Below are 22,355 nucleotides of genomic sequence, written 5' to 3' on the forward strand. Positions count from 1 at the left end.
ACCGCCAGGAGCGGGGCGGCGGCCATTGCGAACATCATCCTGCGAACCTGCATGTCGAACTCCCGGAAAAGCTTGTGTTTCGCGGAAGTTTAACGCTGACACCCGACCCGTAAAACTGCCCGGGGCAGGTGACGGTGTACCGCAAGCCTGCCGGAGCCGGTACCGATCGGCTGCGCCGGCGGGAGCGGAAGGAATTTCCCGCGACCCCATGTCATCTACTCAGGGTGAGGCCCATGTACAGACCGGAGCCCCGCGACCCGGATCCCGGATCTGGCCGGGAACCCTCGTCATCTGTAACACTCGAAAGCAGCGTCCGGAATACATCGTGAAAAAACACCGGACGTTGTCAGCGAAGAACATTCACAAGCCTACGCAAGTACGGAGGTTTTCCATGTCCGACAAGCACAACGCCAATCGCCGTGCCTTCCTGCGCCGCGCATCCGCCGCTGTGGCCGCCATTCCGGTGGTGAGCCTGATGGGCACGCAGTCCGTCCACGCCGCGGAGGAGAAGGCCGAAGACGGTCACGCCCACGACTACGTCAACGACGCGGCCGATGCCGCGGATCACCCGCAGTTCCAGGAAGGCGCNNGCGGGGTCTTCCCTCACGATCTCCGCGTCCTCCAACGCTCCGCCGGCATCGCGATAAACCACCCGCCGGTCGGTGATCTCGAATTCCCCCTCGGCGTGCCGCACGTCGCCCGCCAGCATGCGTTCGTCCAGACGTTCGAACAGGCGCTGCAGCGCCAGCGCAATCGCCTCCCGGGCCCGCACGTCCAGACCGTATCCTTCCCAGTTCGCGTGCGCGGTCGCCAGACGCGCGTACCCGGCCTGCACGAAGCCTGCAACCAGCAGTGCCCGCAGGGCCCCCTGCCCCGCCCACTGCGCCAGCCCTCGCAGATGTTCCGGATCGGGGCGAGTATCCGTCACGGGCCGCAGGGCTTCCGGCAACAGGGCCGGCCAGTCGTCCGCGACCGGACGCCCGGGCAGCAGGTCCTCGTCGATCATCTGACGATAGTCCTCCACCGGATCCGAACCCGTGCGCAGCGCCAGCTGCATCAGCGCGCCCGCCGAAGCCATCCTCCCATGTCCTGCAATAACGTACCGGCACATGCACCGGCGGTATGGCCGATCCACCGGAGGTACCCGGGACCCCGTCATCCGAAACGCCCCGTGCAGAGCCATTCGCTTCGTTCATGGGATCTGCCATTGGATCTCCTCCCCTTGCGTTTACCGACTGGTCAACTAGACTCTAGATCATGAACACCACGGACAACAGTCGACAGGCCCTGATGGACGCCACCCGCGGTCTGGTGCTCACCCGCAGCTACGGTTCGGTGGGCATCGCCGGCATCTGCGAGCGCGCCGGCGTCCGGCGGGGCAGCCTGTATCACTTCTTCCCGGGCAAGGAGGATCTGGTCATCGCCACGCTGGAGGCGCTGTATACCGAGTTCACAGCGGAAGTCCTGGAGCCCGCCCTGCGCGGCCCCGGCGGACTGCGGGAACGAATGGCGGCCTTCGTCGGCGCGATCCACGCTTTCCAGGCCCGCATGCAGGCCGCGGAGGGCCGCCTGCCGGGCTGCCCGTTCGGCAGCCTGGCGGTGGAAACCGGCACGCAGAGCCCGCGCCTGCGCGAAGCCATGCAGGGCCATCTGGACGCGATCCGCGCGCAATTCCGCGCGGCCCTCGACGCGGCCGTCGCACACGGCGAACTGGACGCACGCACCGACACCGCCCGCCTCGCCGATCACTGGCTCGCGCTGATGGAGGGCATCCTGCTGATGGCGCGGGCGGAACAGGACGCGGACACCATCCTGCGCCTGGCCCCGGCGCTGCAGGATCTGCTGCTCACCACCCATCCCGACGGAGACGCGCCATGACGACCGAATCCGATTTCCCACTGCACGACCGCGCATCGGCCCCCGCGGCGGCCGCCAGTTTCGACCGCGCCGAGGCCACCTTCGGCATGGTCCCCAACCTGATCCGCAAGATGGCCACCGTCCCGGCCCTGGCCGCGGCCTATCTCGATCTCAACGAACTCCTGCAGCAGACCTCGCTGAGCGGCGAGGAACAGGCCGTGCTCCTGCTCACCGTCAGCCGTTTCCACGCCTGTGATTACTGCATGGCCGCCCACAGCATGACCGGCCGCATGGCCGGCGTCGCCGATTCGGTGGTGGACGCCCTGCGCGAGGACCGGCCGCTGGAGGACCCCGCGCTGGAGGCCCTGCGCGGGTTTGCCCGGGCCATGCTGGAACACCGCGGCTGGGTCGACGAGACGGACAAGCAGGCCTTTCTGGAGGCCGGCCACACACCGCAGAAAATGCTGGAGGTCATCCTCGCCATCGGCCTCAAGACCCTGTCCAACTACACCAACCACATCGCCGCCACACCGGTGGACGAACCGATGCAGGGCGAACGCTGGACGGCCCCGGCCGGCGGCTGAGGCAGAGCGCAGTCCGAATGAACCGGGAAATGCGTCCACGCGTGCTGCTGCTGTCGGCCTATCGTGCCGACAGCCATGCCGCGTGGGCGGACGCCCTGGTGACCGCCTTTCCCGGGATCGACTGGCAGCGCTTCGAGCTGCCCGGGCGCCATTTCCGCTGGCGCATCCGCGGCAACCCGATCTCGTGGCTGGATGCGCTGGAAGGCGTTCAGGCCGATGCGATCGTCGCCACCTCGATGGTGGATCTGGCCACGCTGCGAGGCCTGCACCCGACGCTGGCGGCCCTGCCCGCGCTGTACTACTTCCACGAAAACCAGTTCGCCTACCCCGTGGGCGAACAACAGGTGCGTTCCGTCGAGCCGCAGATGGTCCAGGTGTACGGCGCGCTGTCCGCCGGGCATCTCGCGTTCAATTCGGCCTTCAACCGCGACTCCTTCCTCGACGGCCTGCGGGCCCTGTTGCGGCGCATGCCCGACGCAGTTCCGCCCGGCGTCCCCGAACGCCTGTCCGAGCGGGCCCGCGTACTCCCGGTCCCGGTCGCGCCGCCGCGGCGCCCCGACGGGGGAACACCCGAACGTGACCCGGGACTGATCCTGTGGAACCATCGCTGGGAATACGACAAGCGCCCGGAACTCTTCGCCGAGGCGCTGGAAAGACTGACCGCGCGCGGGCGGGATTTTCGCCTGGCCCTGCTGGGTCCGCGTCCGGAACCGCCCCCCGACGCCCTGCAACGAATACGGCAGCGTTTCGGTGCATGGATCGTCGCCGACGGGCGCGTGCCACGGGAGGAATACGACGCCCTGCTGCGGCGCGCGGGCATCGTGGTCAGCAGCACCGCACACGAATTCCAGGGACTGTCGATGCTGGAGGCGAGCGCCGCCGGCGCCCGCCCGCTGGTGCCGGACGCCCTTTGCTACCCGGAGCAGTACCCCCGCGAGTACCGCTATCCGGCCGGCGACTCCGAGGCCCTGGCCGCGCGACTGGACGGCTGGCTCACCGACGGCCTGCCGCCACCGGTGGACGTCTCGACGCTGGAAACCACCGCGCTGCTGCCGGCCTGGGCGCGGGCCCTGGAGGACCTGACCGGGAGCGTGCTCAGTCCAGCGCCACCCGCGGTCCGGTGAGCGGCACCGATTCGTCCTCGACGAACACCGGCCGGATCACGTCGCGGTAATTGCGGATGCGCTGGACGTAGTACACCGGCTGGTAGCCACGCGCATAGCCGTAACGCAGGTTGCTGTAGTAACGCTCCTCGGTCAGCAGCGGCAGCACCTCGCGCATGTCCGCCCAGCGGTCGGGATCGCGGCCCAGCTCGCGCGCCAGACGCCGCGCGTCCAGCAGATGCCCGCGGCCGATGTTGTAACTGGCCAGCGCGAGATAGGTACGGTCCGGTTCCGGGATGTCCTCATCCAGGCGCTCGTGCATCTGGCGCAGGTAACGTGCCCCGCCGCGAATGCTCTGCTCCGGATCCAGGCGATCCTCGATGCCCAGCTCCTGCGCGGTGCGCTGCGTGAGCATCATCAGGCCGCGCACCCCGGTGGGACTGCGGGCTTCCGGATCCCAGTGCGACTCCTGGTAGGCCAGCGCGGCCAGCAAGTCGGCGGGCAGTTCGTGCTCGTCCGCGGCCTCCTCGAACACCGGGCGGAAATCCGGCAGCCGCTGGTCGATGCGCCGGGTCAGCGCGCGCAGGTCGACGAAATCGAATTCGGGTACATAGGCGTAGTACAGCTCGTCCACCCGGGCACGCGCCTGCACCCCCTCGTCGGTGTCCATCCAGGCGCGCGCCTGTCCGGCCAGCCCCTCGAAATCGGGGTGCAGGTACCAACCAATCGCGCGGACGTCACTCAGGTCGAAAGACACCTCCAGATGCGGGAACATCCGCCGGTTGAGCTCGGCGATATGCGAGTCCGCCACGGTGCAGTCCAGTTCGCCCTTCTCCACCGCCGCCAGCAGTCGCTCGGTGCCCTTCGGCTCGGCGCGATACGGTACCGGCTCCTCCAGCGCCTGCAGCGTTTCCACGTACGCACTGTTGGCGCTCACCGCCAGCTCCAGGCCGTCGAGATCGGCGGCCTCCGCGGGCTGCGGGCGCTGGTCGCGATGACAGACCACCCGTTCGGTCACCTCGGTGTGCTTCGGCCCCCGCAGAAAATCCTCGTCGCGCGAAGCGAGATGCGTGAGGCCGGCCGCGGCCATGTGGACATCCCCCGAAGCCAGGCTCCGCAGCACGGCATCGACCGAATCCACAACCTTCCATTCAACCTCCCAGCCACGGGCTTCGGCGAAGGCCTCGACCAGATCGTGCTCGGGACCGGCGGTCCGGGTATGGCGGTCGTAGAACCAGGCGGTGGGTGCGTTGCGGGTGACCACCACCAGTTCGCCCGCTTCCTCCGGATGCGCCAGCGCGGCCGCCTCCACCCCGGGCACCTCGGACTGCCCTTCGCCGGGGCCGCAGGCCATCAGTATGGCCGCGCCGGCGGCCACCAGGCCCGACCGAGACCAGTGACGTGCATGCAGCGAACGATTGAGCAAGAACGATGACATGAGATCCCTCCCGATTGGCTGTCTCCTGACAACCCACTATCCTGAATGGTCATTACCACCTTCGAGCACTGAGACTCCGTTCACAACCAACCCCGGTGAGATCAGGGTTGGGATGCGAAATGGGGGAACGCAACGCATGATCCATGATGCAGGATCCGTCGTTCGCCCGGGAGCTTCATGGAATACGCCGCACTGCTGGACATCTTCGGCATCATCCTGCTGGTCGCCGGCGCCATCACTGCGCTGGTCGGGGTACAGGATGCCTTCACCCGTCGCGAAAGCGCCCGTCCCGTGGTCGGGCGTTTCACCGCCCGCACCCTGGGGCTCACCGGCGGCGGCGCCGTCACTGCCGCCATCGGTCTGGGCGTTCTCCTCGTATAACCGCCACGGTTCACGCCCCCCGCGACGCTTGTGCCCTTCGGGCGCCCCCGCTACTGTCGGCTGCAAAACGGATCATGACCGTACGCTCCAGAGGCATGAAGGGGGAAGCATGTCTGTTCGACCGCGCCATCTCGCGGCCGCGGCCATCGCCGCGCCGCTCGGTCTGGCCCCGGCCACCGTGCTGGCCGCCGGCTTCTACCTGCAGGAACAGGGGGTGACCGGCCTGGGCCGGGCCTATGCCGGCGAGGCCGCCATCGCCTCCGACGCCAGCACCATCTATTTCAACCCCGCCGGCATGACCCGCCTGGAAAGCGCCGAGGTGCAGGCCGGTGCGCATCTGCTGTTCCCGCGCTCCAGCACCCGCAACGACGGCTCGAGCTTCACGAATGCCAACGGCCAGACGCTCCCCGTGGAAGGCAGCGAGGGCGACAACCCCTACGACCCCACCCCGCTGCCCAATTTCTACTGGGCCGAGCCACAGTCGGATCGCGTATGGCTGGGCTTCGGCCTGGGCACCCATTTCGGACTGAAGGGCGAGTATGACGACGATTTCTTCGCCCGCTACGACTCGCTGGAGACCGACCTGCGGGTGCTCAATCTGCAGCCCAGCATCGCCGTGCAGGTCAGCGATCGGGTCTCCGTCGGCGGCGGCATCGACCTGCAGTACGCCGATGCCACGCTGCGTGCGGCCATCCCGGACCCGATTGGTCCGGACCCGGCACTCGACGGCGAATACCGCCTGGAAGGGGACAGCTGGGACGTGGGGTACAACCTCGGCGTGCTGATCGACCTCGCGGACACCACTCGCCTCGGGTTGCACTATCGCAGCGGGGTGACCCACACGCTCAAGGGCACGGCGCGCGTCGCCATGCCGGAGAACGGCCCGCCGCTGACCGGGCCGGTGGTGGCCACCGGCGAGGCCGACCTCAAGCTCCCGGACATCGCCAGCGCCGCGCTCAGCCATCGCTTCAACGAACGCTGGACCGGGCTGCTGCAGTACACCTGGTTCAACTGGTCGAATTTCGACGAGATCGCGGTGGAGTCCAACCACCCGCTGGCCGAACAGGAGCTGGAGCAGGACTATCGCAACAGCTACGCGCTGGCGATCGGGGCCGAATACGAGCTCAACCCGGCCTGGACCCTGCGCGGCGGCATCCAGTACGACCGCACCCCCACCCGCGACAGCCATCGCTCGACCCGAACCCCGGACGGCGACCGCACCTGGCTGTCGCTGGGGGCCTCCTGGCATCCGTCGGAACGACTGAGCGTCGACCTCGGTTACTCCTACGTCCACGTGTCGAGCGAGGACATCGAACTGACCCGCGAATTCGACACCGGCACGGTGGAATACAGCGGAAGCACCCGCGGGCGGGTGAACATCCTGTCGGCAGGGCTGCGCTACCGCTACTGACCCCGTGCAGGCCCGGTGGGCCCGGTGGGCCCGGTGGTCACGTCACAGGCCTGTTCCAGCGCACGCCGATCGGCCTCCGCGAGCCGCTCGCGCCCCGCATTCTCGGCACCCAGACTGGCGTACATCACCGCGGCCGGATCCGCGACGTGGCCGATGCCCAGCGCATGCCCCAGCTCGTGCGCCAGCACCAGCGTCAGCTGCTCGCGATCGGTAGCCTGATAGACGGTGATCGAACGCCCTTCGCCGGAGCGCTCGTACAATCCCACGTTGAATCCGCTCGCCTCGCGCGAGCGTTCGTTATGGCCGTCCGCACGTGCATTGTAGTCCGCGATCGCCGCGTCCAGCTCCGCTCGGCGGTCCTCCAGTTCATCACGGCGTTCGCCCAGCCGCTCGGCCCGGCGGTTCAGCTCGCGCCGCTGGCGCTCGATGGCCTCCGCTTCGCGCTCCAGCCGCGCACGACGCGCCTCGGTGCGGCGCCCTTCTCCGGCATTCCATGAGGCCACGTCGCGCTGGTGGGCCGCCTGACGTTCCGCCAGCTCCTGTCGGTTTTCGTCATGGCGCCGGATATCCGCCTCCAGCGCGGAACGTGCGTGATCCAGACGCTCGCGCCGGCGCTCGATCTCCGCATACAGCTCCTCCAGGCCCGTCCGGGCCTGATCCCGCCGCAGGGCCGCAGCCTGACGCTCGTCGAACACCAGCCGCACCGCAACCCCCTTACCCTCTTCCTCACGGAACAGCTCCGCGTCAGTGGTCTCCTCCCACATCCCCCGGGCATCGCGCAGGGCCGCGCGCACCTCGCGCTCCGACAGTCCGAACTCGGCGTCGACCCGGTCGAGGTGAAAGCTCACCGGCAGCCGGCATCCCGGAGCGACCGGATGCTCCGCGAGGGTGGTGACCGGATTCCCCGGTTGCTCCGCCCCCTCCTCCACCAGTTCGCGCCACCCCCCGATCGCGACCAGCACCACGACCAGAGGCAACCACCAGCGTCCCGTCATTGCGTACTCCTCTTCCCCTGCAAATGCAGAGTTGCCACACCTCCGGCCCCCATGCAAGATGGATCGGGAAAGCCCTTTTCCGCATCCGGAGAACCGTCATGCTTCGATTCCTGATCCCGCTGGCCCTGCTGGCCCTGCCCGTGGCCGCCCAGGCCGAGACGCCCAACATCGAACCCGGTGAATGGGAGTACACCCATACGACCACCATCGAAGGCATGCCCCAGATGCAGGACCAGGTCGAAGTCACCCGCGAATGCGTGACGCAGGAAGACATCGAAAAGGGTGAGGACGTCATCGAGGTCCCGGAAGAATGCACCCTGGATCACGTGGACGTCCGTTCCGACGGCGCCGACTTCGCCATGACCTGTACCGATCCGCAGGGCGGCCGCGCCACCATGGAAGGCGAGATGCGCTTCATGGGGACGCGCTCCGAAGGTACCATGACCACCGACGTCGACAGCCCCATGGGCCCGATGACGATCATCATGGAGATCGAGGGCGAGCGCATCGGGGACTGCTGACCCGCGGCTCGACCCGCGGGGCCTCTCCTCGGCGAGGCCCCGCACACCGCTTGCGGGACGAACGGACTACAGCAGTCCCAGATGTTCCGTCAGCAGGTACCAGACGACATACCCCCCGTACAGGATCAGGAAGATCACGCTGAGGATGGTGATCGGCCGATAACCCTTGATCCGCACCTCGTAGGAGATGTCCTCGCCGCGTGCCCGGCGCCGGCGCACCTCCAGCCAGCGCGACACCCGCCACCAGATGAACAGCAGGATCAGGATCGCGGTCAGGAACTTCAGCATCGGGGGAATCTTCTCGCAGTGGTGCTGAACGCGACACTACCCGAGAACGCCGCGCGCCGCATCGTGGACCCGAGCCGGAGCCGGACTCCGGGGGAGCGGCCCCCGCGATCACCGCCGCTTCGCATGCCGGGTCGCCGGCGCGTTCCACGGATCCTCCGGCCACGGATGCTTCGGATAGCGCCCCTTCAGCTCGCGGCGCACCTCCGGGTAGCCGTTCGCCCAGAAGCTTTTCAGATCCTGAGTGACCTGTACCGGGCGCCCGGCCGGTGACAGCAGATGCAGCATCACCGCCACCCGGCCGCCGGCGACCGTCGGGGTGTCGGTCAGACCGAACAGCTCCTGCAGCTTGACCGCCAGCACCGGCGGGTCGCAGGTGTAGTCGACCCGGTGCGCGGAACCGGAGGGCACCTCGATGCGCGCCGGCGCCTCGCGCTCCAGTTGCTGCTGCTGCGCCCAGTCCAGGCGTGCGCGCAGGATCGCCGCCAGATCGAGGCGTTCCAGATCGCGCCGCCGCGTGATCCCGGCGAGATACGGGCCCAGCCACTGCTCCAGGTCCGCCAGCAGCGCGGCATCGTCCATATTCGGAAAGCCCGCCTCCGGCATCGCCTCGTGCAGCAGGCGGATGCGCGCGCGGAGCTGGCTCGCCGCCGCGTCCCACGGCAGCCGCTCCAGCCCCTCGCGACGCAGCCGCGCGCACCACGGGGCAACGGTGTCGGCGGGATCCTCCAGGGCGATCATCTGCCGTTCGATCACCAGCGTCCCGACCCGGCGGATGCGCGCATTCTCCAGGCGCGCACCGTCCTCCACCCAGTCGCAGCGGGTCTCGCGGTGGAACAGCTCCGGCGCCTCGCGTTCCAGCTCCGCCGGATCCAGCGCCACCGCGCAGCGGATGCGGGCCTCGCGTTCGGCATCGCTGCAGTCCACCGCCACCAGGAATTCCGCATGCGCCAGGCGTTCGCGCTCCGGCAGCACCGCGCCGCGGCCGTTGCCCATCACGAAACGCCCGGCCGCGCCGCCACGGCGCCGGGCGATGCGCTCCGGCCAGGCCAGCGCGGCCAGCACGCCCGGGGCGGCGGACTCGTCCATTGCCTCGTTCGCCGCCGCTTCGCCGACTCCGGCCGCGCCCGCGCCCCGTTCCAGTCCCTGTTCCAGACGCCGCAGGGATCGCTGCCAGGTCCGTCCGCCCGCGCGCCGCGCCCGCTCCAGCCGCAGTTCCAGATCCAGGGGCATCTCCGGTCCGGCCAGACCCGGCTCCTCCACCAGCACCGCCAGCTCACAGGCCAGCCGCGACCACCCGCGTTCCTGCGCACGCAGCAGCATGTGCGCCAGCCGCGGATGGGTCGGCAGGCGCAGCAGCGCACGCCCGTGATCGGTGATGCGCCCCACTGCGTCCACCGCGCCCAGTTCCGCGAGCAGCGCCTGCGCCGAGGCCAGTCCCTGCCCCGGGGGCGGTTCCAGCCAGTCTAGCCCGGCCACCGGCTCGCCCCAACCCGCCAGCTCCAGCGCCAGCGGCAGAAGGTCCACCTGGCGCAGTCCCGGGGTTGCATAGTCCGGCCGGGCGACCTCCTCCGCCCGCGCCCACAGGCGGATCGCGACGCCGGGTTCGGTGCGTCCGGCACGCCCGGCACGCTGTTCGGCCGCGGCCTTCGAGGCCGCCACCGTCACCAGGCGCGAAAGCCCGGTGGCCGCATCGAAGCGCGGCTCGCGGGCCAGACCCGCATCCACCACCACCCGCACGCCTTCGATGGTCAGGCTGGTCTCGGCGATGTCGGTGGCCAGCACCACCTTGCGTTCGCCCGCCGGGGCCGGCTGCACCGCGCGCGCCTGTTCCTCCGCGGAGAGACGGCCGAACAGCGGCACGACCCGCGCATAACCGGACGGCGTATCCAGGCCGGCTTCCCCGCCCGCCTGCAGCCGCCCAGCCACCTCGCGGATCTCGCGCTCCCCCGGCAGGAAGACCAGCAGGGAACCGCTCTCGGCCGCCAGCGCCTCGCGCACCGCCCCGGCCACCGCGTCCGCCAGCGACGCGTCCGGCCCCGGCGGCGCATGCCGCACATCCACCGGAAACTGCCGGCCGCGTGCCCGCAGCACCGGCACGGGGTCGGCCCCGCCCTCTGAGCCGCCGTCTGGCCCGGCCCCGGCCAGCAGGCGCGCCACCGCATCGTCATCCAGGGTGGCCGACATCACCACGATGCGCAGCTCCGGGCGCAGCAGCCGGCGAACCTGCAGCGCGAAGGCCAGCGCCAGCTCCGCCTCCGGCCGGCGCAGGTGGAATTCGTCGAAGACCAGGGTATCGACCCCCTCGAGCAGCGGGTCGGCCTGGATCCGGCGCAAGAAGATCCCGTCGGTGACCAGCTCCACCCGGGTCTGCGCCGACACCTGCTGCGCATCGCGCACGCGATAGCCCACCGTCTGCCCCACGGCGTCGCCGCACTGCCCGGCCATGAACGTGGCCGCCATGCGCGCGGCCAGACGCCGCGGCTGCAGCACCACCACGCGCCCGGGCGACTCCCCGGAGGCCAGATGCAGCGGCACGCGGGTGGTCTTGCCCGCCCCGGGCTCGGCCACCAGTACCGCCGCCCCGTGCGAGGACAGCGCCGCATCCAGCGGCCCCAGCAGATCCTCCAGCGCCGCCGCTTCTTCGCGGGCCATCGTCGCGCTCATCGCGAACGGGGCACCCGCCAGCGGACGTCGCGGTCGGCCCGGCCGACGCGGAACGGGGCCGATCTGGAAAGCTTGCTCACCATATCCTCAGTCTCGCAGATCCCGCTGCGCCGCGCCGCCTGCCGGGCGCATGCCTCGCAATCCGCGTCCTTTCACGGCACCATCGACGCAGATTGCGACCACGGCCGGCCATGAGCAGCGACCCCGACAACCCCGACAGCGCCCCCAACAGCGGAAACCGACATGACCCGACGCCCCGCCTGCGCATCCTGCTGGGCGAGGTGACGGCCCTCGGACCGGGCAAGGCACGCCTGCTGGAGGCCATCCGGAGCGCGGGTTCGATCTCCGCTGCGGCGCGTGACATGGGCATGTCCTATCGCCGGGCCTGGAACCTGGTGGAGACCATGAACCGCAGCTTCCGCGAACCCCTGGTGGACACCGCACGTGGAGGCTCCCGGGGCGGCGGCGCCCGGGTCACACCGCTGGGCGAGGACGTCCTCGCCCGCTACCGCCGCATGGAGGAGCGCGCCGCCGAGGCCATCCGCGACGAGCTCGACGCCATGCGCCCACTGCTGCGCGACGACAGCGAATAGCCCGCACATCTATATCTGGCCAGGCGGGTATCTGGGTATCTGGCCAGGTGGGTATCTGGCTATGCGGGTATGTGGGTATGTGGGAGCGTGCTCGCACGCGAACAACGGCCTTGCCGCCCCCGACCGGACCGAACCCGGCCACCTCCCGCCATCCTCAATCCGCCTCCCCGGCCCCCTGCCACCCGCGAAACCCCTCGCGCACCGACAGGCTGCGGGCATACCCCAGATCGCGCAGCAGCTGCGCCGCCCGCAGGCTGCGCCGCCCGCTGTTGCACAGACACAGCAGAATTTGATCCTGCCGCACATGGTGCTGGTTGATCAGCGACAGGAAGTGCTGGAAGTCCCGCTCGTCCGGCTCGTCCGCATCCAGCAGCTCCTGTTCTTCTTCCGACAGATGCTTGCCCAGCAGCTGCTTCAGCCGGAACAGCGGCACCGACACCGCACCATCCACCGCGCCTTCCAGCTCCAGCTCGAACGGCTGGCGGATGTCCAGCAGCACCGCCAGCCCGATATCCACCAGCTCGCGCGACGCATCCACGCTGATCTCCAGCTGCGGCTCGTCCATCGGTTCGTTCCTTTCGTTACTCATGCGCACTCCTTCAAAAAGGCGCTGAATCGAGGCATCCCGGATCCGGAATGCACGGCCGGCGGTCCCCCGGCCCCTGCGGCCACCGGGCCCGACCGCCCGATGCTTGACCGGGTTAATCGAGCCCGTTATGTTTCATTAAACATAACGCGAATGCAAAAATCCCCGCCGACCTGTCACCCGGATCCTCCAGCCATGGCCCGATCCGCTGTGAAAGGTACGAATACCCTCGTACGGGGAAGAACGTACAGACAAGGCGTTCCCAGACGCATTCAGCCCGAAGAAAAGGACGACCGATGATGCACCTGCGCACCCTGCTCCTGACCCTGTTCCTGTTGCTCCCCGGCCTGGTGGCCGCCAACGGCCCGCTGACCATCGCCGCCGCCTCCGACCTGCGCTTCGCCCTGGACGACATCATCGAGGAATACGAACGCGAACACCCGGACGACGCGGTCCGCGTGACCTACGGCTCCTCCGGCCGCATGACCACGCAGATCATGAACGGTGCGCCGTACGACGTCTTCTTCTCCGCCGATATCGCCTACCCGCAGAAGCTGCGCGCCGAGGGCCATGCCGTGACGGAACCGGAGGTCTACGCGATCGGCCGCATCGTGCTGTGGAGCAATCGCATGGATGCCTCGGAGATGACGCTTGAAGACCTGCTGCGCGACGACATCCGCCGGGTCGCCATCGCCTCGCCCACCCACGCGCCCTACGGCGTGCGCGCGATGGAGGCGCTGAAGTCCGTCGGTATCTGGGAGGATCTGCAGCCCAAGATCGTCAACGGCGACAACATCGCCCAGACCGCACGCATGATCCAGGCCGGCGGTGCCGAGATCGGCATCATCGCGCTGTCGCTGGCCGAGTTCCCGGACCTCGCCGAACACCCGCACCACCTGATCGACGACGCCCTGCACGAACCACTCACCCAGGGCTTCATCATCACCCGACGCGGCGAAGACAACGCGACCGCGCACCGCTTCGCCGACTACATGAACGGCGACACCGCCCGCGACATCATGCGCCGCTACGGCTTCGTGATGCCCGGCGAAGAGCTGCCCGACGACGCCACCCGGTAACCGGACATGTTCGAGCTGAGCCCCACGGACTGGATGGCGATCGAGGTCACCCTCAAGCTCGCGATCTACACCACGCTGATCCTGCTGGTGATCGCCACGCCCATCGCCTGGTGGCTGGCCAACGGCCGCGCCCCCGGCGGGCTGCGCACCGCGGTGCAGGCCCTGGTGGCCCTGCCGCTGGTGCTGCCCCCCACCGTTCTCGGCTTCTATCTATTGGTCCTGCTGGGCCCCGCCGGCCCGGTCGGCAGCACGCTCGAGAGCTGGGGCCTGAACCACCTGGCCTTTACCTTTCAGGGCATCCTGATCGCCTCGGTGATCTACTCCCTGCCGTTCGCCGTGCAGCCCCTGCAGCAGGCCTTCGCCAACCTCGGCCGCCGGCCCACCGAGATCGCCGGCTCGCTGGGCGCCGGGCGCATGGACCGCTTCTTCACCGTGATCCTGCCGATGTCGCGCGGCGGATTCATCGTCGCCGCCACGCTCGCCTTCGCCCACACCCTCGGCGAGTTCGGCGTGATCCTGATGCTCGGCGGCGCCATCCCCGGCGAGACCCAGGTGCTGTCCATCCTGATCTACGACCACGCCGAGGCGATGGACTTCGCCTCCGCCCACCGCCTGTCGCTGGGCCTGCTGATCTTCGCCTTCGTGGTGCTGTTCGTGGTCTACGCGATCAACCGCCGCTTCGACACGGTGCGCCTGTGAGCCTGCCCTTGATGAGCGATGGGCTGCGCATCCAGGCGCGCCTGGAGCGCCCCGGCTTCGCGCTGGACGTGGACACGGCCATCCCACTGGAGGGCGTCACCGCCCTGTTCGGCCGCTCCGGCTGCGGCAAGACCACACTGCTGCGCATCATCGCCGGGCTGGAACACCCGCCCGGCGCCGAGCTGCACTTCGGCAATACCGTCTGGCAGTCCGGCAAGACCTTCGTCCCGCTGCACCGGCGCCGCGTCGGCCTCGTGTTCCAGGAATCCACCCTGCTGCCGCACCTGTCGGTACGCGGCAACCTGCTCTACGGCTACAAGCGCACGCCGGAGCCCCTGCGCCGCCTGCACCTGGACGAGGTCGCCGACCTCCTCGGCATCGACGAGCTGCTGGAGCGCCGCGCCGAGGCGCTCTCCGGCGGCCAGCGCCAGCGCGTCGCCCTCGGCCGCGCCCTGCTCACCAGCCCCGACCTGCTGCTGCTCGACGAACCCCTGAACGCCCTCGACACCCAGACCAAACGCGAGATCATGCCCTTCCTCGCCCGCCTGTCCGAGGAGACCGGCATCCCCACCCTGCTGGTCACCCACGCCCCGGACGAGGTCGAACGCCTCGCCCACCGCGTCGCCTTCATGCACCAGGGCCGCCTGGAACGCCTGGAACCCCTGCGCGAGGCGCTCGCCCGCGCCGACTCGCCCCTGTTCCGCGACGAAGGCGCCGTCTCCGTCCTGCAAGGCGAACTGGGCCCGCCCGACGAACACGGCCTGCACCCCTTCGGCCCGCCCGAGGCCCGCTACCGCGTACCGACCACCCCCGGCGCCACCAACGGCGCCGGAAACCAGGCCCGCCTGCGCATCGACGCCCGCGACGTGTCACTTGCCCTCACCGCCCCGGAGGACGTCTCCATCCTCAACATCCTCCCCGTCACCATCGAGTCCCGGGACGAAGCCCCCGGCCACCATGGCCCCGCCCGGGTCCTTGTCACCTGCCGTCAGGACGACGGTCAGACCCTGATGGCCGAACTCACCCGCCTCTCCACCGAACGCCTCCGCCTGAAGCCCGGCACCCGCGCCCACGCCCTCGTCAAATCCGTCGCCTTTCTCGACTGACCACCCATTTGTGCCAGGCCATCCATGCACGGGACCGTCGACTGTTAGTATTACTTGCACCCGAGCCAGCCGGGGAGAGAAACCCGGTCTTTGTTCAGATCGGCAGCTGGTCTGGCCTGAAAGTTGATAACTGTCAGAAACGGAGGGCCGATTCGGTGGATCTTGGTGTGATTGAGGAAGGCGGATCATGGACGATTATCGGGAAGCAGCCATGCGATGGTTACAGGACGGAGAGTGTCTGCTTCGTTCAGATCGCTTCGGTGGGGCGAGTCACGCCTTCGGGCTGGCCGCCGAATGCGCGGTGAAACACGCGATGGACCGGCTTCCGGGAGGGGAGCGTGAACTCCCCCGCCGGCACTTGCCGGACCTGATCGATGACGGCAAGCGCTGGTTCAGCGGGCGCACCCAGCGCGGGCTTTACCAGTTGCTGAATTCCACGGGCTATATGGAAGGCTGGACGATCGACAACCGCTACCGGGGAGACGATGCGTTTGATGTCGAAATGGCCGAACGCTACCGCGACCACGCTCGCCGGACGTGCCGCGCGGCGAATCTGGGGGCGTGAACATGGAAGGCCGCCAGATATCCTTCGACCGCTGCATCCCGGAGCTCGTGCATGCAGTGCGCTCGGTCGAACCGACCGCCGATTTCTCCGGACTGCGCGTGGTGCGCGACATGCACGGCCGCCTGTATCTGACAGTCCCGGATGACTGGCCCCAGCCGGCCCTCGACACATTGCGCGAGCAACTGCACCGGGTGCTTGGACCGTTCAGCCCGGGCAGGAACAATGGCGTGGCCAGATGCTCGGAAACGCTGTCTGGCGAAGCGCTTTACCGAGAACCCAGCCTGGTGCAGTGGGTGGGCGATACGGGGGTGCACCTCGTGGAGCGGCGTGCCATGGGCCAGGACTGGGTCCTGCAACCTGACCCTGGTCAGACCTCACATCCGCCGCGATTCGTGTTCCACAGCCTGAAGGGCGGTGTCGGGCGTTCCACGGCGCTCATGCTGTGGGGCCGAGAGCTTGTCCGACAGGGGCGTACGGTGCTGCTGGTGGATCTGGACCTCGAGGCCCCGGGGCTTGGCGCCCACATGCTGCCCGAACAAAACCGACCGGAATACGGCGTGCTGGACTGGCTGGTGGAGGATCTTGTCGGCAACACCCACCCGGGCCTGGCGGCCGACATGGTGGCTGAAAGTTCACTGGTCGACCGGCCGGGACTCTGGCTGGCCCCGGCCCTGGGTCGAACCGCAGCCGAGCATTCCGAAAGTGCGCTGGCCAAGCTCGCGCGCGCCTACCTCGAAGGCGAGGATGGAAGCGGCTTTGCGGTGCGTCTGCAAAAAATGCTCGGTGCCCTGGAGGCAGAGGTACAACCGGATGTCGTGTTGATCGACAGCCGGGCCGGCCTTCACGAGACGGTCGCAGCGCCCCTGTTGCATCTGGATGCGGAAGTGTTCTTTTTTGCCGTGGACGTACCCGCCACATGGGAAGGTTACCGGTACCTGTTCGCGCATCTCGCCCAGCTGGCATCCGTCAGCGGTTCCGGATCGAACGATGCGCAGTGGCGAACGCGCTTCCATATGGTTCAGGCGCGTTCAACCATGCGCATGGAAGACAAGTACCGTTTCGCCTCCAGTTCCTACGGGGTATGGGTCGACACTCTGTATGATGCCGTTTCATCGGATGGCATGGACGGCCCGGATATCGCATTCACATTCGACGAACGTGACCCTGAAGCACCCCACTGGCCATTCGGCATCCTGCGTAGCGAGCACTTCGAGGCATTCAATCCGATGGAGCAGCTGGCGGACGTCGGGGAGGCTGCGATACGGGAGGCGTTCGGAGAGCTCTTCGAAGGCCTGCACTCCTGTCTGAGCCTGCTGGAGGAAGAAGCCGGATGAATCAGCCCGCCTTGCACCGTGACGACCTGCGCGCGGCCTTTGAAGCCATCCCGGAAGAAGTGGCGCATCACGGTACCCACCCTCCGGCACCCGCGAGCGTATACGTGGTCCCCGGTCACGAAAGTGCACTCAACCCCAATACACCAGTGGTGGTCGGGGACCGGGGCACGGGCAAGAGCTTCTGGAGTGCCGCCCTCAACGGTGAAACCACTCGTATGATGATCGGCCGCCAGCTGAAGCGGCTGAGGCTCGACAAGGTTCGTGTCGGCTGGGGCTACTCTTCCGAGACAGGCAACCACAGCCACCCTTCCCGGCGAGTATTGCGGAAGCTGCTTGACGAAGGATTCCGGGCCGAGGACATCTGGCGCACGGTCATCCTCTACCAGCTTGCCGGTCCAGCTGAACAGGGCCTGTTTCGGGGGGCGGAACGCTGGGCCGAACGTGTTCAGCGAATCGTCGATGACCCGGAGACCGAAGAACAACTGTTTGCAACGCTGGACGCTGACCTGAAGGCACGCGGGGAACGGCACCTGGTGGTATTTGATGCGCTGGACCGTCTGGGCGATGACTGGGCGCGCATCCGCACCCTGCTGCGGGGGCTGCTGCGGGTTGGTCTCGATCTGCGGGAATACAGTGCGATCCGCACCAAATTCTTTCTGCGCCCCGACATGTGGGAAGACGAAAGTGTCTGGGCCTTCCCCGATGCATCCAAGCTCACCCACGGGCGTGTACTGCTGGAATGGCATCGCGCCGATCTGTATGGCCTGCTGTGGCACCACCTGGGAAACGATCCACAATCCGGCCCCGCTTTCCGCGAATGGCTGGCCGCTACGCACAACGAACACTTCGAGTCGGTGGAGATCGACGGCGAGACCGTTTTCGTGGTCCCGGAATCGCTGCGAACACAGGACAAGGCACAGGCCGAAGTACTTCGGGCCATTGCAAGCCCCTTCATGGGGCGCGACCGACGCAGGGGCAAGACCTACACATGGGTGCCAACCCATCTGGCGGATGCCAAAGGGCAAATCAGTCCACGTAGTTTCCTGGTGGCACTGAAACAGGCTCATGTGCTCACCGAGCACCAGTACGCCGATTCCGGCGTTCTGCTTCACTTTGAGGGCATCAAGCGCGGCGTACAGGAAGCCTCGCGCATCCGTTTGCAGGAACTGCAGGAGGACTACCCCTGGATCAAGCAGATGCTCGAACCACTGCACGGGATGACAGTACCGGCTACCAGAGAAGACCTCCAGACCCGCTGGCGCGAAAGCGGCGTGGTGGACGCCATCCAGCAGGCCGCAACGGACGACAGCAACCAGGACGACTCCGCACGCCCCTACCTGCCACCGCATGCGCTGGAAACGCCCGCCGCCGGCCAGTGTGCGGAAGACGCGCTCATCGAGGCCGCAATCGAGATCGGCGTGATGAGTCGCACGGCCGATGGCCGTCTGAATATCCCCGACCTGTTCCGGGTGGCTGCCGGTATCGGGCGTCGTGGCGGCGTCCGGGCGATCCGGTGAGATGACGATGCACAACCCTCCGCATCCGGGCGAGTTCATTCGCGAGGTCTATCTGGAACCATTCGGGCTGAGTGCCCGCCACCTGGCCAGCAAGCTTGATGTCTCGCCTTCCACCCTGGGGCGTATCCTGCAGGGGCGCAGCGGAGTCAGCCCCGAGATGGCGCTGCGTCTTTCGAAAACGCTCGGGCGGTCTCCGGAAAGCTGGCTTGCCATGCAGGACCAGCACGACCTCTGGTGTGCACGCAGGAGCGTGAAGCTGGACGGCGTACAGCGAATCCAGTTCGACGGGCTCGGCGACAGCGGACAACCAGGCGCGTAGCCCGGCAAGCAGGTGCGCGACGGGCAAGGTGGCTACCCCCGGCCCGGTCAGCGCCGAGGCATCCACCGATATCGTTAAGGACCAGAGGGGGCCTCCAGCGCATGGAGAAGAAGACCCCTTCCGTCTCGTTACGCTGCTTACCGGGCCGCCTCGGCTTCCAGCATATCTGCGAGTTCGGCTGCGGGGACAAGGCCGTACCTGATCTGGCCCTCGGGGGTGATGATGGTGGGGGTACCCAGGAAGCGGTGCTCCCGGGCGATGGCCAGATGATCGGCCACGGGATTCGGGCAGTCTTCCGCCTTTATGGTCTCGGCCCGCTTGGCCCGGGTGATGGCATCCTGCCGGTCGTCGCTGCACCACACCGCCTCCATCTGCTCGAAGGCGTTGCCGATGACGGGGAACGCCGCATAGCGAATGCGGATGTCCCACAGGAGGTAGTCATCGATTTGCTGGTGGAACTCGCGGCAATAGGGGCAGTTGACGTCGGTAAAGACCGTCACGGTGTACTGGGCGCCATCCGGCTCAAAGACGATGAGCTCGTCCTCGTCCAGGCCTTCCACCAGTTGCACGATCTCGGCCTGCCGTTCCCCGGCGGCCGCGTTGCCGCTCAGGCCGAACACCAGAAGCGCCACGGCCACCAGGACCATGGGCCATGTGCAGATCCCGTTCGTCCGTATCACGTGCACCATCCTTCCGGCTTGATATGTTGACAGCCGGATTTGTCGGTCTGGCGGATCCCCTCCCCCGAAACACATACCAATGGACCATTGCGAGGCATCCGGGTTCCGGATGGAGGACGCTTGCCGGGCTCGGTGGCGACAGGCTGGCGCGGACGGTTTACTCTCGATAGCAGTGAACAAATAAGGGCCTGCCATGCCGTTGCCCGCGCAGAAGACGAAGATCGTGGCCACCGTCGGGCCGGCGTCCGATTCACCGGAGACGCTGCGGCGGATGATGCAGGCCGGGCTGAACGTGGTCCGGCTGAACTTCTCGCATGGCGATCCCGCCTGTCACGCCGGCCTGATCGCGCAGATCCGCGAAGCGGCGCAGGAGACCGGCACCCGTGTGGCCATCCTCGGGGATCTGCCGGGGCCGAAGATGCGCATTGGCGAGCTGGCCGAGGAGCCGATCGAGCTGGAGCCGGGTCAGGGCATCACGTTGACCACCCGGGAGTGCATCGGGGACGCCTCGCGGGTCAGCGTGTCGTTCTCCGGGTTGCCGGAGGCGGTGCAGCCGGGCGATGCGCTGTTTTTGAACGACGGCTACATCGAGCTGGAGGTGATGTCGGTCGCCGGCCCCGACGTCAGCTGCCGCGTGCAGACCGGCGGGGAACTGCGCTCGCGCAAGGGGCTGAACCTGCCGGGCATCGATCTCGGGATCCGCGCCTTCACGCTGGACGATCACGAATGGCTGCGGTTTGCGGCGGAACACGGCGTGGATGCGGTGAGCCAGAGCTTCGTGGTCGACGGCGAGGACATCCTGGCGGTGCGCAAGGCCGCGGAGGATCTGGGCTACAACCCATTCATCATCGCCAAGATCGAGCGCGCCGATGCGCTGGAGCAGCTCGACAGCATCCTCGAGACGGCCGACGGCATCATGGTGGCGCGCGGAGACCTGGGGGTGGAGATTCCGATCGCGAGCATCGCGCTGGCCCAGCGCCGCATCACCCGCCGCGCCAACCGACACAACCGCCCGGTGATCACCGCCACGCAGATGCTGGAGTCGATGGTGAACTCGCGCCGGCCCACGCGCGCCGAGGCCACCGACGTGGCCAATGCCATCCTCGGCGGCACCGACTGCGTGATGCTCTCCGGCGAGTCCGCGATGGGGCGCTATCCGGTGGAGTCGGTGGCGATGCTGGCGGCCATCGCCCGCTCGATCGAACCGGAACGCGACGCCGCCGCGGGCACCGACCACCCCGACGAACCCGACCTGCCCGAGCAGGAGCGCGCCGCCGACCTGATCGCGCGCAGCGTGTTCCACACCGCGCACCGGAGCCGACCGCAGGTCACGCTGGTGCCCACGCTCAGCGGCGCCACCGCCCGACGCATCGCCGGCCTGGGCCTGCCCTGCTGGATCGCGGCCTTTACGCCGCACCCCGAGACCGCTCAGGGCCTGCAGTTTTCCTACGGTGTCCGGCCGGAGGCCGTGGCCGAGGACCGCAGCGACTGGAACGACTTTGCGCGCCAGTGGCTCGCGGAGAACGGCATCAACGAAGGCCTGGCTCTGCTCGTCCAGGGCCCCTCCGAGCCGCACCCCTCGGGCAATCACCGCCTGGAGCTGCTGGAACTGGGTCCGTTCCGCGGGGAAGGCTGATTCCGCTACCGGCCTGAGCGGGCCTCACCGGGCCCGTTTCGCGACGTATCGGCCGGGACAGCGGGGTCCGGAGCGAACGCCCCCGGCTCGGCCCCCGGATCAACCACATCGATCCGGTCGCGTCCGTCGTTCTTGGCCGAGTACAGCGCCCGGTCGGCGCGCCTGAGCAGGGTATCCGCGTTGTCCCCGGATCGGCATTCGGTCAGCGCCGGGGGCCTCCAAAGGCCGCCGTTCCTCAGGGCTCTACCGGGAGCAGATCCTCGATGTCGACCTCGAGGATAGCGGCGATGCGACGCATGGCATCCACGGAACCGGACTTGCTACCGGCTTCCAGTTGGGAGATGTAGGACTTGCCCACCCCCGCCGCCGTCGCCAGCGACTCCTGCGTCAACCCACGATGTTCACGCCAGACGCGCATCGGGTGCTCGTCCCCGGCCAGAAGCCGCTGCGCAACCGCCTCCGGCACAACCTCGTCCTCGCCACGCTCCAGCTCGACCATGGCGCGGTCGAAAGTCCGGATGTCCTCGGCCTTTTCGGCGCTCGCCACCAGGCGCTCATAGGTGTCGATGGGGACCACGGCATATTCGGGTTTGCCGTCGCGCTCGATGATCTGAACCGCTTCACTCATTTGTAGATGCCTCCTCGTGCGCCTGCGTCCAACACCAGAATGACCAGATCGTCATCCTGCCGACGAAACAGAACCCTCCACCGGCCGATGCGCAGACGGTAACCTTCGCGCCCCTGCAGTGGTCTGACATCCAGTCCCGGTTCGTCCGGGTCCCGCGCCAGCCGGCTCAGCGCCCCGGTCACGCGCTGGCGCTCTCCACGCGGCATCCGCGCCAGGCACTTGAGTGCCGACTTCTTGTAGTTCAACCGGCACACGAAGAAGAGTGTAGAAAAAGGTTTACCAACAGGCAACATAACGAATGACCCGTCCCGGGCATCCATCCGAACCAGGGGCACCCCGGCATGCTGATCCCGGCTTCGGGAACGCGGCCC

The 22,355-nt window shown here is 68.1% G+C and carries 23 protein-coding genes and 1 pseudogene; 16 read left to right on the forward strand and 8 right to left on the reverse strand.

The annotated features are described in order from the left end of the window. Nucleotides 1-391: 391 nt before the first annotated feature. The 4 genes and pseudogenes from B1A74_RS05885 to B1A74_RS05905 all read left to right on the forward strand — a co-directional run. Nucleotides 392-586 (forward strand): annotated as a pseudogene (locus tag B1A74_RS05885) (twin-arginine translocation signal domain-containing protein); the annotation flags it as partial. A 671-nt stretch (nt 587-1,257) separates the two neighbouring features. Beyond that, entirely contained in the window at nt 1,258-1,878 is a 621-nt protein-coding gene (locus B1A74_RS05895) for a TetR/AcrR family transcriptional regulator (RefSeq protein ID WP_483028310.1), read from the forward strand. Next, nucleotides 1,875-2,441: a carboxymuconolactone decarboxylase family protein gene (locus tag B1A74_RS05900; RefSeq protein WP_077244063.1), complete on the forward strand. Its 567-nt coding sequence runs from the start codon at nt 1,875-1,877 to the stop codon at nt 2,439-2,441. The genes B1A74_RS05895 and B1A74_RS05900 overlap by 4 nt, the downstream gene beginning before the upstream one ends. A gap of 17 nt (nt 2,442-2,458) precedes the next feature. Then, nucleotides 2,459-3,565, forward strand: a complete 1,107-nt coding sequence (locus B1A74_RS05905; RefSeq protein ID WP_208855983.1) for a tRNA-queuosine alpha-mannosyltransferase domain-containing protein — start codon at nt 2,459-2,461, stop codon at nt 3,563-3,565. On the opposite strand, the gene mltF is transcribed toward B1A74_RS05905, so the two are convergent. Beyond that, nucleotides 3,537-4,982 (reverse strand): membrane-bound lytic murein transglycosylase MltF, encoded by a 1,446-nt coding sequence (mltF, locus tag B1A74_RS05910; protein WP_077244064.1) that lies wholly within the window; start codon nt 4,980-4,982, stop codon nt 3,537-3,539. The two genes, B1A74_RS05905 and mltF, sit on opposite strands and share 29 nt — an antisense overlap. Nucleotides 4,983-5,159: 177 nt before the next feature. Between mltF and B1A74_RS05915 the strand changes: the two genes are divergently transcribed. Together B1A74_RS05915 and B1A74_RS05920 are read left to right on the forward strand one after the other, a co-directional pair. After that, a complete protein-coding gene (locus B1A74_RS05915; RefSeq protein WP_077244065.1) occupies nt 5,160-5,363 on the forward strand; it encodes a DUF3185 family protein in 204 nt (67 codons plus the stop codon). Nucleotides 5,364-5,472: 109 nt separating this feature from the next. Then, nucleotides 5,473-6,774: an OmpP1/FadL family transporter gene (locus tag B1A74_RS05920; protein ID WP_077244066.1), complete on the forward strand. Its 1,302-nt coding sequence runs from the start codon at nt 5,473-5,475 to the stop codon at nt 6,772-6,774. On the opposite strand, the gene B1A74_RS05925 is transcribed toward B1A74_RS05920, so the two are convergent. Beyond that, nucleotides 6,768-7,769, reverse strand: a complete 1,002-nt coding sequence (locus B1A74_RS05925) for a matrixin family metalloprotease (protein WP_077244067.1) — start codon at nt 7,767-7,769, stop codon at nt 6,768-6,770. The two genes, B1A74_RS05920 and B1A74_RS05925, sit on opposite strands and share 7 nt — an antisense overlap. A gap of 98 nt (nt 7,770-7,867) precedes the next feature. On the opposite strand from B1A74_RS05925, the gene B1A74_RS05930 reads away from it, so the two are divergent. Then, nucleotides 7,868-8,290: a DUF3617 domain-containing protein gene (locus B1A74_RS05930; protein ID WP_018946474.1), complete on the forward strand. Its 423-nt coding sequence runs from the start codon at nt 7,868-7,870 to the stop codon at nt 8,288-8,290. A 66-nt stretch (nt 8,291-8,356) separates the two neighbouring features. Here B1A74_RS05930 and B1A74_RS05935 read toward each other — a convergent pair whose 3' ends face one another. Both B1A74_RS05935 and hrpB read right to left on the reverse strand, forming a co-directional pair. Beyond that, entirely contained in the window at nt 8,357-8,578 is a 222-nt protein-coding gene (locus B1A74_RS05935) for a hypothetical protein (RefSeq protein WP_018870091.1), read from the reverse strand. A 108-nt stretch (nt 8,579-8,686) separates the two neighbouring features. Then, entirely contained in the window at nt 8,687-11,230 is a 2,544-nt protein-coding gene (hrpB, locus tag B1A74_RS05940) for an ATP-dependent helicase HrpB (protein WP_077244068.1), read from the reverse strand. A 203-nt stretch (nt 11,231-11,433) separates the two neighbouring features. Between hrpB and B1A74_RS05945 the strand changes: the two genes are divergently transcribed. Next, nucleotides 11,434-11,835: a winged helix-turn-helix domain-containing protein gene (locus B1A74_RS05945; RefSeq protein WP_077244069.1), complete on the forward strand. Its 402-nt coding sequence runs from the start codon at nt 11,434-11,436 to the stop codon at nt 11,833-11,835. A 154-nt stretch (nt 11,836-11,989) separates the two neighbouring features. Here B1A74_RS05945 and B1A74_RS05950 read toward each other — a convergent pair whose 3' ends face one another. Further along, nucleotides 11,990-12,424 (reverse strand): rhodanese-like domain-containing protein, encoded by a 435-nt coding sequence (locus tag B1A74_RS05950; protein WP_024328523.1) that lies wholly within the window; start codon nt 12,422-12,424, stop codon nt 11,990-11,992. Between the two features lie 296 nt (nt 12,425-12,720). On the opposite strand from B1A74_RS05950, the gene modA reads away from it, so the two are divergent. The 7 genes from modA (at nt 12,721) to B1A74_RS05985 (ending at nt 19,040) form a co-directional block, all read left to right on the forward strand. Further along, on the forward strand, nt 12,721-13,500 hold the full coding sequence (gene modA / locus B1A74_RS05955; protein WP_024328522.1) for a molybdate ABC transporter substrate-binding protein: 780 nt from the start codon (nt 12,721-12,723) through the stop codon (nt 13,498-13,500). Between the two features lie 6 nt (nt 13,501-13,506). Continuing rightward, the gene (modB, locus tag B1A74_RS05960) at nt 13,507-14,199 is read left to right on the forward strand and encodes a molybdate ABC transporter permease subunit (RefSeq protein WP_077244070.1); all 693 of its coding nucleotides are present in this window, start codon (nt 13,507-13,509) and stop codon (nt 14,197-14,199) included. Between the two features lie 11 nt (nt 14,200-14,210). Next, complete coding sequence (modC, locus tag B1A74_RS05965) at nt 14,211-15,305, forward strand: molybdenum ABC transporter ATP-binding protein (protein ID WP_425274672.1); 1,095 nt, start codon at nt 14,211-14,213, stop codon at nt 15,303-15,305. Nucleotides 15,306-15,492: 187 nt separating this feature from the next. After that, nucleotides 15,493-15,870 carry a hypothetical protein gene (locus B1A74_RS14135; RefSeq protein ID WP_143592232.1) on the forward strand — a complete coding sequence of 126 codons (378 nt, stop codon included), beginning with the start codon at nt 15,493-15,495 and terminating at the stop codon, nt 15,868-15,870. Nucleotides 15,871-15,872: 2 nt separating this feature from the next. Next, nucleotides 15,873-17,204: a ParA family protein gene (locus B1A74_RS05975; RefSeq protein ID WP_077244073.1), complete on the forward strand. Its 1,332-nt coding sequence runs from the start codon at nt 15,873-15,875 to the stop codon at nt 17,202-17,204. After that, nucleotides 17,201-18,721, forward strand: a complete 1,521-nt coding sequence (locus B1A74_RS05980; RefSeq protein WP_077244074.1) for a hypothetical protein — start codon at nt 17,201-17,203, stop codon at nt 18,719-18,721. Before B1A74_RS05975 ends, B1A74_RS05980 begins: the two co-directional genes overlap by 4 nt. Before the next feature lies 1 nt (nt 18,722). After that, nucleotides 18,723-19,040, forward strand: coding sequence for a HigA family addiction module antitoxin (locus B1A74_RS05985; RefSeq protein WP_077244075.1), 318 nt, complete (start codon nt 18,723-18,725; stop codon nt 19,038-19,040). A gap of 137 nt (nt 19,041-19,177) precedes the next feature. Here B1A74_RS05985 and B1A74_RS05990 read toward each other — a convergent pair whose 3' ends face one another. After that, nucleotides 19,178-19,687, reverse strand: a complete 510-nt coding sequence (locus tag B1A74_RS05990) for a DsbC family protein (protein WP_077244076.1) — start codon at nt 19,685-19,687, stop codon at nt 19,178-19,180. 226 nt (nt 19,688-19,913) lie between these two features. Here B1A74_RS05990 and pyk point away from each other — a divergent pair, with 226 nt between their 5' ends. Beyond that, on the forward strand, nt 19,914-21,356 hold the full coding sequence (pyk, locus tag B1A74_RS05995) for a pyruvate kinase (RefSeq protein ID WP_077244077.1): 1,443 nt from the start codon (nt 19,914-19,916) through the stop codon (nt 21,354-21,356). 235 nt (nt 21,357-21,591) lie between these two features. Here pyk and B1A74_RS06000 read toward each other — a convergent pair whose 3' ends face one another. Beyond that, nucleotides 21,592-21,984 (reverse strand): helix-turn-helix domain-containing protein, encoded by a 393-nt coding sequence (locus B1A74_RS06000; RefSeq protein WP_018946494.1) that lies wholly within the window; start codon nt 21,982-21,984, stop codon nt 21,592-21,594. Next, nucleotides 21,981-22,229: a type II toxin-antitoxin system RelE family toxin gene (locus B1A74_RS06005; RefSeq protein ID WP_244263432.1), complete on the reverse strand. Its 249-nt coding sequence runs from the start codon at nt 22,227-22,229 to the stop codon at nt 21,981-21,983. Before B1A74_RS06005 ends, B1A74_RS06000 begins: the two co-directional genes overlap by 4 nt. Nucleotides 22,230-22,355: the final 126 nt, after the last annotated feature.

The organism is Thioalkalivibrio halophilus (genome assembly GCF_001995255.1).
Lineage (GTDB): Bacteria > Pseudomonadota > Gammaproteobacteria > Ectothiorhodospirales > Ectothiorhodospiraceae > Thioalkalivibrio > Thioalkalivibrio halophilus.

What these genes read in the sequence shown, in the direction of transcription:
- B1A74_RS05920 (WP_077244066.1), top strand. Translation starts at nt 5,473, where the DNA reads ATGTCTGTTCGACCGCGCCATCTCGCGGCCGCGGCCATCGCCGCGCCG.
- B1A74_RS05935 (WP_018870091.1), bottom strand. Translation starts at nt 8,578, where the DNA reads ATGCTGAAGTTCCTGACCGCGATCCTGATCCTGCTGTTCATCTGGTGG.
- B1A74_RS05930 (WP_018946474.1), top strand. Translation starts at nt 7,868, where the DNA reads ATGCTTCGATTCCTGATCCCGCTGGCCCTGCTGGCCCTGCCCGTGGCC.
- B1A74_RS05990 (WP_077244076.1), bottom strand. Translation starts at nt 19,687, where the DNA reads ATGGTCCTGGTGGCCGTGGCGCTTCTGGTGTTCGGCCTGAGCGGCAAC.
- modB (WP_077244070.1), top strand. Translation starts at nt 13,507, where the DNA reads ATGTTCGAGCTGAGCCCCACGGACTGGATGGCGATCGAGGTCACCCTC.
- B1A74_RS05985 (WP_077244075.1), top strand. Translation starts at nt 18,723, where the DNA reads ATGACGATGCACAACCCTCCGCATCCGGGCGAGTTCATTCGCGAGGTC.
- mltF (WP_077244064.1), bottom strand. Translation starts at nt 4,982, where the DNA reads ATGTCATCGTTCTTGCTCAATCGTTCGCTGCATGCACGTCACTGGTCT.
- B1A74_RS05895 (WP_483028310.1), top strand. Translation starts at nt 1,258, where the DNA reads ATGAACACCACGGACAACAGTCGACAGGCCCTGATGGACGCCACCCGC.
- B1A74_RS05900 (WP_077244063.1), top strand. Translation starts at nt 1,875, where the DNA reads ATGACGACCGAATCCGATTTCCCACTGCACGACCGCGCATCGGCCCCC.
- B1A74_RS05975 (WP_077244073.1), top strand. Translation starts at nt 15,873, where the DNA reads ATGGAAGGCCGCCAGATATCCTTCGACCGCTGCATCCCGGAGCTCGTG.
- B1A74_RS05925 (WP_077244067.1), bottom strand. Translation starts at nt 7,769, where the DNA reads ATGACGGGACGCTGGTGGTTGCCTCTGGTCGTGGTGCTGGTCGCGATC.
- modC (WP_425274672.1), top strand. Translation starts at nt 14,211, where the DNA reads ATGAGCGATGGGCTGCGCATCCAGGCGCGCCTGGAGCGCCCCGGCTTC.
- B1A74_RS06000 (WP_018946494.1), bottom strand. Translation starts at nt 21,984, where the DNA reads ATGAGTGAAGCGGTTCAGATCATCGAGCGCGACGGCAAACCCGAATAT.
- modA (WP_024328522.1), top strand. Translation starts at nt 12,721, where the DNA reads ATGCACCTGCGCACCCTGCTCCTGACCCTGTTCCTGTTGCTCCCCGGC.
- B1A74_RS05905 (WP_208855983.1), top strand. Translation starts at nt 2,459, where the DNA reads ATGAACCGGGAAATGCGTCCACGCGTGCTGCTGCTGTCGGCCTATCGT.
- pyk (WP_077244077.1), top strand. Translation starts at nt 19,914, where the DNA reads ATGCCGTTGCCCGCGCAGAAGACGAAGATCGTGGCCACCGTCGGGCCG.
- B1A74_RS05915 (WP_077244065.1), top strand. Translation starts at nt 5,160, where the DNA reads ATGGAATACGCCGCACTGCTGGACATCTTCGGCATCATCCTGCTGGTC.
- B1A74_RS05980 (WP_077244074.1), top strand. Translation starts at nt 17,201, where the DNA reads ATGAATCAGCCCGCCTTGCACCGTGACGACCTGCGCGCGGCCTTTGAA.
- hrpB (WP_077244068.1), bottom strand. Translation starts at nt 11,230, where the DNA reads ATGGCCCGCGAAGAAGCGGCGGCGCTGGAGGATCTGCTGGGGCCGCTG.
- B1A74_RS05950 (WP_024328523.1), bottom strand. Translation starts at nt 12,424, where the DNA reads ATGAGTAACGAAAGGAACGAACCGATGGACGAGCCGCAGCTGGAGATC.
- B1A74_RS05945 (WP_077244069.1), top strand. Translation starts at nt 11,434, where the DNA reads ATGAGCAGCGACCCCGACAACCCCGACAGCGCCCCCAACAGCGGAAAC.
- B1A74_RS14135 (WP_143592232.1), top strand. Translation starts at nt 15,493, where the DNA reads ATGGACGATTATCGGGAAGCAGCCATGCGATGGTTACAGGACGGAGAG.